Raw genomic sequence first — 12,235 nt, 5'->3', positions numbered from 1 at the left:
AGGTGTAGATCGTGGCTAGAAAGACCCCCATCGAGCGCTACCGTAATATCGGTATTTCCGCTCACATTGACGCCGGTAAGACAACTACTACCGAGCGTATTCTGTTTTACACCGGTGTTAACCACAAGATCGGTGAAGTGCATGATGGCGCCGCCACCATGGACTGGATGGAACAGGAACAGGAGCGTGGTATTACCATCACCTCCGCTGCTACCACTACCTTCTGGAAAGGTATGGGCATGCAGTTCCCGGAACATCGTTTCAACATCATCGATACCCCGGGCCACGTGGACTTTACCATTGAGGTAGAGCGTTCCATGCGTGTACTGGACGGTGCCGTAATGGTTTACTGCGCTGTGGGTGGTGTTCAGCCGCAGTCCGAAACCGTATGGCGTCAGGCCAACAAGTACAAGGTTCCGCGTATTGCCTTCGTGAACAAGATGGACCGTCAGGGTGCCAACTTCTTCCGTGCCGTAGAGCAGGTGAAAACCCGTCTGCGTGGCAATCCGGTACCTATCGTTGTACCGATCGGTGCTGAAGATGGCTTCGAAGGCGTGGTTGACCTGCTGAAGATGAAGGCCATCATCTGGGATGAAGCTTCCCAGGGCATGAAGTTCGAATACGGCGAAATCCCGGCTGACCTGGTTTCCGTGGCTGAAGAATGGCGCGAGAAGATGGTTGAAGCCGCTGCCGAAGTCAGCGACGAAATGATGGACAAGTACCTGGGCGGCGAAACGCTGACCGAGGAAGAAATCGTTGCTGGTCTGCGTGCACGTACCCTGCGTTGCGAAATCCAGCCGATGCTGTGTGGTTCCGCGTTCAAGAACAAGGGTGTACAGCGCATGCTGGACGCCGTGATCGAACTGCTGCCCTCGCCGACTGAAGTTCCGGCGATCAAGGGTGAAGTCGACGGTGTTGAAGCCGAACGTCACGCCTCTGACGACGAACCGTTCTCCGCGTTGGCATTCAAGCTGATGAATGACCCGTACGTAGGTCAGCTGACCTTCTTCCGCGTTTACTCTGGCGTGGTTCAATCCGGTGATACCGTAATGAACTCCGTGAAGGGCAAGAAGGAACGTATCGGCCGTATCGTACAGATGCACGCCAACGACCGTAAGGAAATCGAAGAAGTACGCGCTGGTGACATCGCTGCTGCTATCGGCCTGAAGGAAGTGACTACTGGTGAAACCCTGTGTTCCGTTGATGCACCGATCGTGCTGGAACGCATGGAATTCCCGGATCCGGTTATTCACGTTGCTGTTGAGCCGAAGACCAAGGCCGACCAGGAAAAGATGGGCGTTGCCCTGAACCGCCTGGCTAAGGAAGACCCGTCCTTCCGTGTACGCACTGACGAAGAATCCGGCCAGACCATCATTTCCGGTATGGGTGAACTGCACCTGGAAATTCTGGTTGACCGCATGAAGCGTGAGTTCGGCGTTGAAGCCAACGTGGGTGCTCCGCAGGTTGCTTACCGCGAAACCATTACCAAGACTGTTACCGACGTGCAAGGTAAGCACGCCAAGCAGTCCGGCGGTAAGGGTCAGTACGGTGATTGTACGATTACTCTGGAGCCGTCCGGCGAAGGTAATGGCTACAAGTTCATCGACGAGATCAAGGGTGGTGTGATTCCGCGTGAATTCATTCCTTCCGTTGACAAGGGTATCCGCAACTCGCTGAACAACGGCATTCTGGCTGGCTTCCCGGTGGTTGACGTAACCGTACGTCTGACCTTCGGTTCCTACCACGACGTTGACTCCTCGCAGATCGCCTTCGAACTGGCCGGTTCCATCGCCTTCAAGGAAGCCATGCGCCGTGCCGGCCCGTGCATCCTCGAACCGATGATGGCTGTTGAAGTTGAGACGCCGGAAGAGTACATGGGCGACGTGATGGGTGACCTGAACCGTCGTCGCGGCATCGTGCAAGGTATGGACGATGATGGTCTGGGTGGCAAGAAGATCAAGGCCGAAGTACCGCTGGCCGAGATGTTCGGTTACTCCACCGACCTGCGTTCTGCTACTCAGGGTCGTGCTACCTACTCCATGGAGTTCAAGCACTACTCCGAAGCGCCGAAGCATATCGCTGAAGCCGTAATGGCCGCCAAGAAGTAATGCGCGCTGAAGTTGGCCGGCTCTGGCTGGTCAACTCTGATCTAATGTTCTTTAATTAAGGATTTTTGCAAAATGGCAAAAGAAAAGTTTGAACGGACCAAACCGCACGTAAACGTCGGCACCATCGGTCACGTTGACCACGGTAAGACCACCCTGACCGCAGCGATCACCACCATTCTGTCGAAGAAGTTCGGTGGCGAAGCCAAGGACTACTCCCAGATCGACAGCGCGCCGGAAGAAAAGGCACGTGGTATTACCATTAATACCGCACACGTAGAATACGAAACCGAGTCCCGTCACTACGCTCACGTAGACTGCCCGGGTCACGCCGACTACGTTAAGAACATGATTACCGGTGCTGCCCAGATGGACGGCGCTATCCTGGTGTGCTCCGCTGCTGACGGCCCGATGCCGCAAACCCGCGAACACATCCTGCTGTCCCGTCAGGTTGGCGTACCGTACATCATCGTTTACCTGAACAAGGCTGACCTGGTTGACGACGCTGAACTGCTGGAACTGGTTGAAATGGAAGTGCGCGATCTGCTGTCTTCCTACGACTTCCCGGGCGATGACACTCCGGTAGTGATCGGTTCTGCTCGTCTGGCACTGGAAGGCGACCAATCCGAAATGGGCGAACCCTCCATCTTCCGTCTGGCAGCTGCTCTGGACTCCTACATCCCGACGCCGGAACGCGCTGTTGACAAGCCGTTCCTGCTGCCGATCGAAGACGTATTCTCCATCTCCGGTCGTGGTACTGTAGTGACCGGTCGTGTAGAGCGCGGTATCGTTAAAGTTGGTGAAGAACTGGAAATCGTAGGCCTGAAGGCAACTGCGAAGACCACCTGCACCGGCGTTGAAATGTTCCGCAAGCTGCTGGATCAAGGTCAGGCTGGTGACAACGTAGGCGTACTGCTGCGTGGTACCAAGCGTGAAGACGTAGAGCGTGGTCAGGTTCTGGCCAAGCCGGGTACCATCACCCCGCACACCAAGTTCGGCGCATCGGTATACGTGCTGAGCAAGGATGAAGGCGGTCGTCACACCCCGTTCTTCGCTAACTACCGTCCGCAGTTCTACTTCCGTACTACCGACGTGACCGGTGCTGTAAGCCTGGCCGAAGGCGTGGAAATGGTAATGCCGGGTGACAACGTGGAAATCACCGTAGAACTGATCGCACCGATCGCTATGGAAGAAGGTCTGCGTTTCGCGATCCGTGAAGGTGGCCGTACTGTTGGCGCCGGCGTTGTTGCCAAAATCATCGCCTAATCGGAGCAGATAATATGCAAAGCCAGAAAATCCGCATCCGCCTGAAGGCCTTCGATTACAACCTGATCGATCGTTCCGCCCAGGAAATCGTTGAAACTGCCAAGCGTACCGGCGCTGTTGTTAAGGGCCCGGTTCCGCTGCCGACCAAAATCGAGCGTTTCAACGTTCTGCGTTCCCCGCACGTGAACAAGACTTCCCGCGACCAGCTGGAAATCCGTACTCACCTGCGCCTGATGGACATCGTAGATCCGACCGACAAGACTGTTGATGCTCTGATGAAGCTCGACCTGCCGGCCGGTGTGGATGTGGAAATCAAGCTGCAGTAATTGCAAGAAATCAGCCTGTCGCATGCTAAGTGCTTGCGATTGCTGAAAATCCTGTGATACATTAGCGGACTCGCAATTTTGCGAGTCCGCTTTTGTTTTTTATGCCGGTCAATCGTAATCGGCGCCTGCAAAAGGATATAAACATGAGTTTAGGTCTTGTCGGTCGCAAAGTCGGCATGACCCGCATTTTTGCCGAAGATGGTGCTTCCATCCCGGTAACTGTGCTGGACATGTCTGCTAACCGCGTCACGCAAATCAAAACTGCCGAAGTTGACGGCTACACTGCCGTTCAAGTTACTTTCGGTGCCCGTAAAGCCAGCCGCGTTAACAAGGCGGCTGCTGGTCACTTTGCCAAGGCTGGCGTTGAAGCAGGTCTGGGTCTGAACGAATTCGTTCTGTCCGCAGAAGCTCTCTCCTCCCTGAAGCCGGGTGATGCACTGTCCGTTGAAATCTTCACCGTAGGTCAACTGGTTGATGTAACCGGTACCTCCAAGGGTAAGGGTTTCTCCGGTGTGATCAAGCGTCACAACTTCTCTTCCAACCGCGCTTCGCACGGTAACTCCCGTTCGCATAACACGCCGGGTTCTATCGGTCAGGCACAGGATCCGGGTCGTATTTTCCCGGGTAAGCGCATGGCTGGTCAGTACGGCAACGTCAAGAGCACTGTTCAGTGCCTGGAAGTTGTTCGTGTTGACGCCGAGCGTCAGCTGCTTCTGGTTAAGGGTGCCGTTCCTGGTGCCAAGAACGGCGATGTTGTCGTTCGTCCTAGCGTGAAGGCAGGTGCGTGATGGAATTGAAAGTAATCAATAGCCAAGGTCAGGCTGCTGGCAGCCTGCAGGCATCCGAGACTCTGTTCGGTCGCGAATACAACGAAGCCCTGGTTCACCAGGTTGTGACTGCATTCCTGGCGAATGCTCGCAGCGGTAACCGTGCTCAGCTGACTCGTGCCGAAGTAAACCACTCCACCAAGAAGCCGTTCAAGCAGAAGGGTACTGGTAACGCACGTGCCGGTATGACTTCCACTCCGAACCGTCGTGGTGGTGGTCGTGCTTTCCCGAACAGCCCGGATGAGAATTTCTCTCAGAAGGTAAACCGCAAGATGTTCCGCGCTGGTATGGCAGCTATCCTGTCCCAACTGGTTCGCGACGAACGTCTGATCGTGGTTGATTCGCTGTCGGTTGAATCGCCGAAAACCAAAGAATTCGTAGGTGTGGTTAAGTCCATGGGTCTGGAACAGGCTCTGTTCATTACCCGTGAACTGGACGAAAACCTCTATCTGTCTTCGCGCAATCTGCCGAACGTGCTGGTGATCGAAGCTCAACAAGCTGACCCGTACAGCCTGCTGCGTTTCAAGAAGATCGTCATCACCCGTGAGGCGGTGCAGCATCTGGAGGAGCAGTGGGCATGAATCAAGAACGTCTGTTGCAAGTAATTCTGGCCCCGGTTGTTTCCGAAAAGAGCACCATGGTTGCTGAGAAGCATCAGCAAGTTGTTTTCCGTGTTGCTACCGATGCTACCAAGCCGGAGATCAAGGCTGCAGTTGAAATGCTGTTCAACGTAAAAGTTGAAGGCGTATCCACTGTTAACGTAAAGGGCAAAGTCAAGCGCTTTGGCCGTACCTTTGGCCGTCGTAAAGACTGGAAAAAGGCTTACGTTAGCCTGGTTCAGGGTCAGGAAATCGATCTGACCGCCACCCCGGCCGCTGCGGAGTAAGGAGATAGAGCATGCCTATCGTTAAAGTAAAACCGACTTCCGCGGGTCGTCGTGCTGTTGTCAAGGTGGTTCACCCTGATCTGCACAAAGGCGCTCCGCACGCCGCTCTGGTAGAGAAAAAGTCTGCCACTGCCGGTCGTAACAATAATGGCCACATTACTACCCGTCACATGGGTGGTGGTCACAAGAAGCACTACCGTCTGATCGACTTCCGTCGCAACAAGGATGGCATTCCGGCAAAAGTGGAACGTATCGAATACGATCCGAACCGTACTGCCCACATCGCTCTGTTGTGCTACGCCGATGGCGAACGCCGCTACATTATCGCTCCGCGCGGTGTGAAAGCTGGTGCAGTTCTGCTGTCCGGTGCTGAAGCACCGATCAAGGCTGGTAACGCTCTGCCGATCCGCAACATCCCGGTGGGTACGACTATCCACTGCGTAGAGCTGCAACCTGGCAAGGGTGCCCAAATGGTCCGTTCGGCTGGCGGTTCCGCCATGCTGCTGGCCCGTGAAGGTGTCTATGCTCAGCTGCGTCTGCGTTCGGGCGAAATTCGCCTGGTGCATGTTGACTGCCGCGCCACTGTTGGCGAAGTTAGCAACGAAGAGCATTCCCTGCGTAAGCTGGGTAAGGCTGGTGCTAGCCGCTGGCGTGGTATTCGTCCGACCGTTCGCGGTACTGCGATGAACCCGATTGATCACCCGCATGGTGGTGGTGAAGGCCGTACTGGTGAAGGCCGTGTGCCGGTTAGCCCATGGGGCACTCCGACTAAGGGCTTCCGTACCCGTCGCAACAAGCGTACCGACAACATGATCGTACGCCGCCGCTATTCTACTAAAGGGTAATTGACAATGGCACGTTCGCAGAAAAAAGGCCCGTTCGTTGATCTGCACCTTCTGAAGAAGGTCGACGCGGCGCGTGCAACCAATGACAAGCGTCCGATCAAGACTTGGTCGCGTCGTTCGACCGTCCTGCCGGACTTCATTGGTTTGACCATCGCGGTACACAACGGTCGCACCCATGTGCCTGTTTATGTTTCCGAAAACATGGTCGGTCATAAACTGGGCGAATTCTCGCTGACTCGTACCTTCAAAGGCCACGCGGCCGATAAGAAGGCGAAGAAGAGATAAGGTGAAGCGATGAGAGTATCTGCAAATCTGAAAAGCGTCCGCCTGTCGGCACAAAAGTGCCGCTTGGTGGCCGATCTGATCCGCGGTCAATCCGTTGGTCAGGCTTTGAATATCCTGGCCTTCTCCCCGAAGAAGGGCGCGGTTATTGTGAAGAAAGTGCTGGAATCTGCCATCGCTAACGCCGAACACAACGAAGGCGCTGACATCGACACCCTGCGTGTCACCAGCATCTTTGTTGACAAAGGCGCTAGTCTGAAGCGTTTCACTGCCCGTGCTAAGGGTCGTGGCAATCGCATCGAAAAGCAGACCTGCCACATCTCGTTGACCGTTGGCAATTAAGGGGTAAGAAATGGGTCAGAAGATTCATCCGACGGGATTCCGTCTTGCCGTTAACAAAAACTGGTCTTCCAAGTGGTTCGCCAATTCGAAGAATTTCTCGGAAATGCTGATGCAAGACCTGGAAGTTCGCGAATACCTGAAGAAGCGCCTGGGTCATGCGGCTGTTGGTCGTGTCACCATCGAGCGTCCGGCTAAGTCCGCACGCATTACCATTCACAGTGCCCGTCCGGGTGTTGTGATCGGTAAGAAAGGTGAGGACATTGAAGTTCTGAAGCGCGAACTGCAAGCTCGTCTGGGCGTGCCGGTTCACGTGAATATCGAAGAAGTTCGCAAGCCGGAACTGGATGCGCAAATCATTGCTGATGGCATCGCCTCCCAGCTGGAAAAGCGCGTGATGTTCCGCCGTGCCATGAAGCGTTCCATGCAGAACGCCATGCGTATGGGCGCCCAGGGCATCAAGATCATGTCCTCCGGTCGTCTGAACGGCATCGATATCGCTCGTAGCGAATGGTATCGCGAAGGCCGTGTGCCGCTGCATACCCTGCGTGCCGATGTTGACTACGCTACCTCTGAAGCCAAAACCACCTACGGTATCATTGGCATCAAGGTATGGGTTTACAAAGGTGAGCTGAAGCCGGGTCAAGTAGCACCGGCTCCGGTTGCGACCGAGAAGAAAACGAGAAAGGGCCCGCGCAATGCTGCAGCCAACTAGACTCAAGTACCGTAAACAGCATAAAGGCCGCAACACTGGTATCGCTACCCGTGGCAACAAAGTGAGCTTTGGTGATTTCGGTTTGAAGGCTGTTGGTCGTGGTCGTCTGACCGCGCGTCAGATCGAAGCGGCCCGTCGTGCCATGACCCGTCACATCAAGCGTGGCGGTCGTATCTGGATCCGTATTTTCCCGGACAAGCCGATCACTTCCAAGCCTGCTGAAGTGCGTATGGGTGGGGGTAAGGGTTCTCCGGAATACTACGTGGCCGAGATTCAGCCTGGCAAGATGCTGTACGAAATGGACGGTGTTAACGAGGAACTCGCTCGTGAAGCTTTCCGTCTGGCCGCAGCCAAGTTGCCGATCGCCACTGTGTTTGTAACTAGACAGGTAGGTCAGTAATGAAAGCGTCCGAACTGAAAGCCAAAACTGTTGACGAGCTGAAAGCGGAACTGCTGAGCCTCCTGAAGGCCCAGTTTGCCCTGCGTATGCAGCACGCTACTCAGCAACTCGCCAAGACCTCTGAACTGAAGAAAGTGCGTCGCGACATCGCTCGTGTTCGCACCGTTCTGAAAGAAAAGGCAGTTTAAGATGAGCGAAACCAAAGTGGTACGTACGCTGACCGGTACTGTTGTCAGCGACAAGATGGATAAGACTGTAACCGTTCTGGTCGAGCGCAAGGTTAAGCACCCGATCTACGGCAAGATTATCCGTCGTTCTAAGAAGTTCCACGCACACGACGAGAACAACGAGTTCAAGGCCGGCGACATCGTAGTAATCAGCGAGTCCCGTCCTCTCTCGAAGACCAAATCGTGGGTGGTGACTGCCCTGGTCGAGAAATCTCGCCAGGTATAAGACTTGCAAGGGACGAAAGTCCCTTGTATAATGGCCATCTTCTTATCCGTGTCGGATAGGAATTCCGCCCTTACGGGGTCCAAAACTGGCCGTTTGACACGCCACAGCTTGATCTGTGGCGTTTCGTCTGTTTGGTCTTGCTCTTATGCGAGAAACCGGCAGGTGAAAGTGACGGATAAAGTTGGATTAGAAAGGTAATCATCAAATGATCCAAATGCAGACCATGCTTGAGGTCGCTGACAATACTGGTGCGCGTCACGTTATGTGCATCAAGGTATTGGGCGGTTCCAAGCGTCGCTATGCAAGCGTTGGCGACATCATCAAGGTGAGCATCAAGGATGCTGCTCCGCGCGGTCGCGTCAAAAAAGGCGACGTGTACAACGCAGTAGTAGTGCGCACTGCCAAAGGCGTGCGTCGTCCGGACGGCTCGTTGATCAAGTTTGATAGCAATGCTGCCGTTCTGCTCAACAACAAGCTTGAGCCGATTGGCACTCGTATCTTCGGACCCGTGACGCGTGAACTGCGTACCGAGCGTTTCATGAAGATCGTGTCGCTTGCTCCTGAAGTGCTGTAAGGAGGTCGCATGCGCAAAATTCGTAAAGGTGATGAAGTCGTAGTAATCACCGGTAAAGACAAGGGTAAACGCGGCACCGTTCTGCGCGTCCTGGATGAAAAACTGGTTGTTGAAGGCGTGAATGTTGCCAAGAAACACCAGAAGCCGAATCCGGTGCGTGGCGTTGCTGGTGGTATCGTTGAAAAGGTTATGCCTGTTGACGCTTCCAACGTTGCTATTTTCAACCCGGCTAGCCAAAAGGCTGACCGCGTAGGCTTCAAGACTCTTGAAGACGGCCGCAAGGTACGCGTGTTCAAGTCCAGTGGCGAAGTTATCGGCGCGTAAGGAAAAGCAAACATGGCACGTTTCTACGATTTCTACAAAGACAGCGTAGTGCCGGAACTGATGAAACAGTTCGGCTACAAGTCTATCATGGAAGTTCCGCGCATCGAGAAGATCACCGTCAACATGGGTGTTGGTGAAGCTGTTGCCGATAAAAAGGTAATGGAATTCGCCGTGGGCGACATGGAAAAGATTGCTGGCCAGAAGCCGGTAGTTACCACCGCTCGCAAATCCATCGCCGGCTTCAAGATTCGTGATGACTATCCGGTTGGTTGCAAGGTTACCCTGCGCCGTGAACGCATGTACGAATTCCTGGACCGTCTGGTAACCATCGCGTTGCCGCGTGTTCGTGACTTCCGTGGTGTTTCCGCCAAGTCTTTTGACGGCCGTGGCAACTACAACATGGGTGTCAAGGAACAGATCATCTTCCCGGAAATCGAGTACGACAAGATCGATGCTCTGCGTGGTATGAACATTACTGTTACCACTACGGCGAAGACTGACGAAGAGGCCCGCGCTCTGCTGGCTGCGTTCAAGTTCCCGTTCAAGGGTTAAGCACATGGCAAAACTTGCACTGATCAAGCGTGAAGAGAAGCGCGTTAAGGTGGCTGAAAAATTTGCCGCTAAGCGCGAAGCCCTCATCGCTACCATCAACAATCAAAGCCTCTCGGAAGAAGAACGCTTCGCCGCTCGCCTGCAACTGCAGCAGCTGCCGCGCAATGCTTCCCCGGTACGCCAGCGTCGTCGCTGCGCCATTACCGGTCGTCCGCGTGGCGTGTTCCGTAAATTCGGTCTGGGTCGTAACAAACTCCGTGAAATCGCCATGAAGGGCGAAATTCCGGGTGTTGTTAAGGCCAGCTGGTAATAGGAGAACCATAAATGAGCATGCACGATCCTATTTCCGATATGTTGACCCGCATCCGTAACGGCCAAATGGCTTCCAAGGTGGCTGTTGCTATGCCGTCTTCCAAGCTGAAAGTTGCGCTGGCACAGGTGCTGAAAGAAGAAGGCTACATCGAAGATTTCGCCGTTGCCGGCGAAGCCAAGAAGCCTGTTCTTGATATCCAGCTCAAGTACTACGCTGGCCGTCCGGTGATCGAACGCATTGACCGCGTTTCCCGTCCTGGCCTGCGCGTGTACAAGGGCTCCACCGAAATCCCGAAGGTAATGAATGGTCTGGGCGTAGCTATCCTGTCTACTTCCAAGGGCATCATGACCGATCGCAAAGCACGCGCTGCCGGTATCGGCGGTGAGCTGCTGTGCGTAGTGGCATAAGGGGGTCAAATGTCTCGCGTAGCTAAGAATCCCGTAGCCATTCCGGCTGGCGTCGAAGTGAAATTCGGTGCTGCAGAAGTGACTGTAAAGGGCGCCCTGGGCTCTCTGAGCACCGCTCTGTGCAATGACGTTGAAATCAAGTTCGACAACAACGAACTGACTTTTGCGGCTAAAAACGACAGCAAGTTCGCACGTGCCATGTCCGGTACCCTGCGCGCCCTGCTGAACAATATGGTGATTGGTGTATCCAAGGGCTTCGAGAAGAAGCTGCAGCTGGTTGGCGTGGGTTACCGTGCCCAGGCTCAAGGCGACACCCTGAACCTGTCTCTGGGTTTCTCCCATCCGGTAGCTCACCAGATGCCTGCTGGCATCAAGGCTGAGACTCCGACTCAGACCGAGATCCTGATCAAGGGTGCTGACAAGCAACTCGTTGGCCAGATCGCTGCCGAAATCCGCGCTTATCGTTCCCCGGAACCCTACAAGGGCAAGGGCGTTCGTTACGCTGATGAGGTTGTGGTTCTGAAAGAAACCAAGAAGAAGTAACTGAGGCACTGACATGGACAAGAAACAAGCTCGACTCCGCCGTGCACGTAAAACCCGTGCTCGGATTGCGGAGCTCAAGATGGTGCGTCTCACTGTTTACCGCACCAACAGCCACATTTATGCCCAGATCATTGATGAAACTGGCAGCAAGGTACTGGCAAGCGCTTCCACTCTGGAAGCCGAAGTACGCGCTGATGTTTCCAATGGTGGCAATGTGGCCGCTGCAGCCGTAGTCGGTAAGCGCATCGCTGAAAAAGCCAAGGCAGCCGGTATTTCGACCGTGGCATTTGACCGTTCCGGTTTCAAATACCATGGCCGTATGAAGGCTGTGGCAGACGCAGCCCGTGAACACGGTCTCGTATTCTAATTCGGAGTGAAGAATGGCTAAGCACGAAATGGAAGATCGTGGCGACGGTCTGGTCGAGAAGATGATCAGCGTCAACCGCGTCACCAAAGTGGTTAAGGGCGGCCGTATCATGGCTTTCTCCGCCTTGACCGTCGTTGGTGATGGCGATGGCGGCATCGGTATGGGCAAGGGTCGTTCCAAGGAAGTTCCTGTTGCCGTACAGAAGGCAATGGAACAAGCCCGCCGCAATCTGGTAAAGATCCCGCTGCGTAATGGTACGCTGCATCACACCGTAACCGGCAAGCATGGTGCTACCACCGTGTTCATCCAGCCGGCCAAGGAAGGTACTGGCGTTAAGGCCGGTGGCCCGATGCGCGCAATCTTCGACGCAATGGGTGTTCACAATGTTTCGGCCAAGATTCATGGTTCCACCAACCCGTACAACGTGGTTCGTGCAACTCTGGACGGCCTGAACAAGATTAACACCGCTTCTCAGGTTGCCGCCAAGCGTGGTCTGACCGTAGAAGAGATCTTGGGGGTTGATCATGAGTAACACCAACACTGTTAAGGTAACTCTGGTAAAGAGCCTGATCGGTCGTCTGGAATCCCACAAGGCTTGCGCCCGTGGCCTGGGTCTGAAAAAGATCCGCCAGACTGTGGAAGTGCTCGATACCCCTGAAAACCGTGGCATGATCAACAAGATCAGCTACCTGTTGAAATTCGAGGGCTAAG

22 protein-coding genes are annotated in these 12,235 nt (G+C 54.6%); all 22 read left to right on the top strand.

Translation table 11 applies throughout. The features are described from left to right. The first annotated feature begins 11 nt into the window (after window positions 1-11). The 22 genes from fusA (at window position 12) to rpmD (ending at window position 12,234) form a co-directional block, all read left to right on the top strand. Window positions 12-2,108, top strand: coding sequence for an elongation factor G (gene fusA / locus HWX34_RS05620; protein WP_045848784.1), 2,097 nt, complete (start codon window positions 12-14; stop codon window positions 2,106-2,108). Window positions 2,109-2,180: 72 nt separating this feature from the next. Continuing rightward, window positions 2,181-3,371, top strand: a complete 1,191-nt coding sequence (gene tuf / locus HWX34_RS05615) for an elongation factor Tu (protein WP_119313285.1) — start codon at window positions 2,181-2,183, stop codon at window positions 3,369-3,371. 14 nt (window positions 3,372-3,385) lie between these two features. After that, complete coding sequence (gene rpsJ, locus HWX34_RS05610) at window positions 3,386-3,697, top strand: 30S ribosomal protein S10 (RefSeq protein ID WP_017507377.1); 312 nt, start codon at window positions 3,386-3,388, stop codon at window positions 3,695-3,697. Window positions 3,698-3,840: 143 nt separating this feature from the next. After that, complete coding sequence (gene rplC / locus HWX34_RS05605; protein ID WP_045846865.1) at window positions 3,841-4,485, top strand: 50S ribosomal protein L3; 645 nt, start codon at window positions 3,841-3,843, stop codon at window positions 4,483-4,485. Then, entirely contained in the window at window positions 4,485-5,105 is a 621-nt protein-coding gene (rplD, locus tag HWX34_RS05600; protein ID WP_045846866.1) for a 50S ribosomal protein L4, read from the top strand. The genes rplC and rplD overlap by 1 nt, the downstream gene beginning before the upstream one ends. Then, window positions 5,096-5,410 carry a 50S ribosomal protein L23 gene (gene rplW, locus HWX34_RS05595; protein ID WP_197077176.1) on the top strand — a complete coding sequence of 105 codons (315 nt, stop codon included), beginning with the start codon at window positions 5,096-5,098 and terminating at the stop codon, window positions 5,408-5,410. Before rplD ends, rplW begins: the two co-directional genes overlap by 10 nt. 11 nt (window positions 5,411-5,421) lie before the next feature. Next, a complete protein-coding gene (gene rplB / locus HWX34_RS05590) occupies window positions 5,422-6,255 on the top strand; it encodes a 50S ribosomal protein L2 (protein ID WP_045846868.1) in 834 nt (277 codons plus the stop codon). Between the two features lie 6 nt (window positions 6,256-6,261). After that, the gene (rpsS, locus tag HWX34_RS05585) at window positions 6,262-6,540 is read left to right on the top strand and encodes a 30S ribosomal protein S19 (protein ID WP_024301222.1); all 279 of its coding nucleotides are present in this window, start codon (window positions 6,262-6,264) and stop codon (window positions 6,538-6,540) included. 9 nt (window positions 6,541-6,549) lie between these two features. After that, window positions 6,550-6,879, top strand: a complete 330-nt coding sequence (gene rplV, locus HWX34_RS05580; protein WP_045846869.1) for a 50S ribosomal protein L22 — start codon at window positions 6,550-6,552, stop codon at window positions 6,877-6,879. Between the two features lie 10 nt (window positions 6,880-6,889). After that, on the top strand, window positions 6,890-7,591 hold the full coding sequence (gene rpsC / locus HWX34_RS05575) for a 30S ribosomal protein S3 (RefSeq protein ID WP_178971347.1): 702 nt from the start codon (window positions 6,890-6,892) through the stop codon (window positions 7,589-7,591). Beyond that, on the top strand, window positions 7,575-7,991 hold the full coding sequence (gene rplP / locus HWX34_RS05570; protein ID WP_045846871.1) for a 50S ribosomal protein L16: 417 nt from the start codon (window positions 7,575-7,577) through the stop codon (window positions 7,989-7,991). Before rpsC ends, rplP begins: the two co-directional genes overlap by 17 nt. Continuing rightward, window positions 7,991-8,179, top strand: coding sequence for a 50S ribosomal protein L29 (rpmC, locus tag HWX34_RS05565; protein ID WP_011137725.1), 189 nt, complete (start codon window positions 7,991-7,993; stop codon window positions 8,177-8,179). The genes rplP and rpmC overlap by 1 nt, the downstream gene beginning before the upstream one ends. Window position 8,180: 1 nt before the next feature. After that, on the top strand, window positions 8,181-8,444 hold the full coding sequence (gene rpsQ / locus HWX34_RS05560) for a 30S ribosomal protein S17 (protein WP_045846872.1): 264 nt from the start codon (window positions 8,181-8,183) through the stop codon (window positions 8,442-8,444). Between the two features lie 205 nt (window positions 8,445-8,649). Further along, window positions 8,650-9,018: a 50S ribosomal protein L14 gene (gene rplN / locus HWX34_RS05555; RefSeq protein ID WP_043579386.1), complete on the top strand. Its 369-nt coding sequence runs from the start codon at window positions 8,650-8,652 to the stop codon at window positions 9,016-9,018. A 9-nt stretch (window positions 9,019-9,027) separates the two neighbouring features. Next, window positions 9,028-9,342 (top strand): 50S ribosomal protein L24, encoded by a 315-nt coding sequence (rplX, locus tag HWX34_RS05550; RefSeq protein ID WP_045846873.1) that lies wholly within the window; start codon window positions 9,028-9,030, stop codon window positions 9,340-9,342. Between the two features lie 12 nt (window positions 9,343-9,354). Beyond that, window positions 9,355-9,894 carry a 50S ribosomal protein L5 gene (rplE, locus tag HWX34_RS05545; RefSeq protein ID WP_045846874.1) on the top strand — a complete coding sequence of 180 codons (540 nt, stop codon included), beginning with the start codon at window positions 9,355-9,357 and terminating at the stop codon, window positions 9,892-9,894. Window positions 9,895-9,898: 4 nt separating this feature from the next. Continuing rightward, window positions 9,899-10,204 carry a 30S ribosomal protein S14 gene (gene rpsN / locus HWX34_RS05540; RefSeq protein WP_045846875.1) on the top strand — a complete coding sequence of 102 codons (306 nt, stop codon included), beginning with the start codon at window positions 9,899-9,901 and terminating at the stop codon, window positions 10,202-10,204. Between the two features lie 14 nt (window positions 10,205-10,218). Further along, window positions 10,219-10,614 (top strand): 30S ribosomal protein S8, encoded by a 396-nt coding sequence (gene rpsH / locus HWX34_RS05535; RefSeq protein ID WP_045846876.1) that lies wholly within the window; start codon window positions 10,219-10,221, stop codon window positions 10,612-10,614. 9 nt (window positions 10,615-10,623) lie between these two features. Then, window positions 10,624-11,157: a 50S ribosomal protein L6 gene (rplF, locus tag HWX34_RS05530; protein WP_178971346.1), complete on the top strand. Its 534-nt coding sequence runs from the start codon at window positions 10,624-10,626 to the stop codon at window positions 11,155-11,157. 13 nt (window positions 11,158-11,170) lie between these two features. After that, complete coding sequence (gene rplR / locus HWX34_RS05525; protein WP_045846878.1) at window positions 11,171-11,524, top strand: 50S ribosomal protein L18; 354 nt, start codon at window positions 11,171-11,173, stop codon at window positions 11,522-11,524. A gap of 13 nt (window positions 11,525-11,537) precedes the next feature. Then, on the top strand, window positions 11,538-12,056 hold the full coding sequence (rpsE, locus tag HWX34_RS05520) for a 30S ribosomal protein S5 (protein WP_045846879.1): 519 nt from the start codon (window positions 11,538-11,540) through the stop codon (window positions 12,054-12,056). Then, on the top strand, window positions 12,049-12,234 hold the full coding sequence (rpmD, locus tag HWX34_RS05515; protein ID WP_045846880.1) for a 50S ribosomal protein L30: 186 nt from the start codon (window positions 12,049-12,051) through the stop codon (window positions 12,232-12,234). Before rpsE ends, rpmD begins: the two co-directional genes overlap by 8 nt. Window position 12,235: the final 1 nt, after the last annotated feature.

The organism is Aquitalea sp. LB_tupeE (assembly GCF_013391415.1).
In the GTDB taxonomy this organism is placed as follows: domain Bacteria; phylum Pseudomonadota; class Gammaproteobacteria; order Burkholderiales; family Chromobacteriaceae; genus Aquitalea.
Note: the sequence above shows the minus strand (reverse complement) of the source record. Positions and strands in the feature narration are given on the sequence as shown.

What these genes read in the sequence shown, in the direction of transcription:
- tuf (WP_119313285.1), top strand. Translation starts at nt 2,181, where the DNA reads ATGGCAAAAGAAAAGTTTGAACGGACCAAACCGCACGTAAACGTCGGC.
- rpsJ (WP_017507377.1), top strand. Translation starts at nt 3,386, where the DNA reads ATGCAAAGCCAGAAAATCCGCATCCGCCTGAAGGCCTTCGATTACAAC.
- rplC (WP_045846865.1), top strand. Translation starts at nt 3,841, where the DNA reads ATGAGTTTAGGTCTTGTCGGTCGCAAAGTCGGCATGACCCGCATTTTT.
- rplD (WP_045846866.1), top strand. Translation starts at nt 4,485, where the DNA reads ATGGAATTGAAAGTAATCAATAGCCAAGGTCAGGCTGCTGGCAGCCTG.
- rplB (WP_045846868.1), top strand. Translation starts at nt 5,422, where the DNA reads ATGCCTATCGTTAAAGTAAAACCGACTTCCGCGGGTCGTCGTGCTGTT.
- rpsS (WP_024301222.1), top strand. Translation starts at nt 6,262, where the DNA reads ATGGCACGTTCGCAGAAAAAAGGCCCGTTCGTTGATCTGCACCTTCTG.
- rplV (WP_045846869.1), top strand. Translation starts at nt 6,550, where the DNA reads ATGAGAGTATCTGCAAATCTGAAAAGCGTCCGCCTGTCGGCACAAAAG.
- rpsC (WP_178971347.1), top strand. Translation starts at nt 6,890, where the DNA reads ATGGGTCAGAAGATTCATCCGACGGGATTCCGTCTTGCCGTTAACAAA.
- rplP (WP_045846871.1), top strand. Translation starts at nt 7,575, where the DNA reads ATGCTGCAGCCAACTAGACTCAAGTACCGTAAACAGCATAAAGGCCGC.
- rpmC (WP_011137725.1), top strand. Translation starts at nt 7,991, where the DNA reads ATGAAAGCGTCCGAACTGAAAGCCAAAACTGTTGACGAGCTGAAAGCG.
- rpsQ (WP_045846872.1), top strand. Translation starts at nt 8,181, where the DNA reads ATGAGCGAAACCAAAGTGGTACGTACGCTGACCGGTACTGTTGTCAGC.
- rplN (WP_043579386.1), top strand. Translation starts at nt 8,650, where the DNA reads ATGATCCAAATGCAGACCATGCTTGAGGTCGCTGACAATACTGGTGCG.
- rplX (WP_045846873.1), top strand. Translation starts at nt 9,028, where the DNA reads ATGCGCAAAATTCGTAAAGGTGATGAAGTCGTAGTAATCACCGGTAAA.
- rplE (WP_045846874.1), top strand. Translation starts at nt 9,355, where the DNA reads ATGGCACGTTTCTACGATTTCTACAAAGACAGCGTAGTGCCGGAACTG.
- rpsN (WP_045846875.1), top strand. Translation starts at nt 9,899, where the DNA reads ATGGCAAAACTTGCACTGATCAAGCGTGAAGAGAAGCGCGTTAAGGTG.
- rpsH (WP_045846876.1), top strand. Translation starts at nt 10,219, where the DNA reads ATGAGCATGCACGATCCTATTTCCGATATGTTGACCCGCATCCGTAAC.
- rplF (WP_178971346.1), top strand. Translation starts at nt 10,624, where the DNA reads ATGTCTCGCGTAGCTAAGAATCCCGTAGCCATTCCGGCTGGCGTCGAA.
- rplR (WP_045846878.1), top strand. Translation starts at nt 11,171, where the DNA reads ATGGACAAGAAACAAGCTCGACTCCGCCGTGCACGTAAAACCCGTGCT.
- rpsE (WP_045846879.1), top strand. Translation starts at nt 11,538, where the DNA reads ATGGCTAAGCACGAAATGGAAGATCGTGGCGACGGTCTGGTCGAGAAG.
- rpmD (WP_045846880.1), top strand. Translation starts at nt 12,049, where the DNA reads ATGAGTAACACCAACACTGTTAAGGTAACTCTGGTAAAGAGCCTGATC.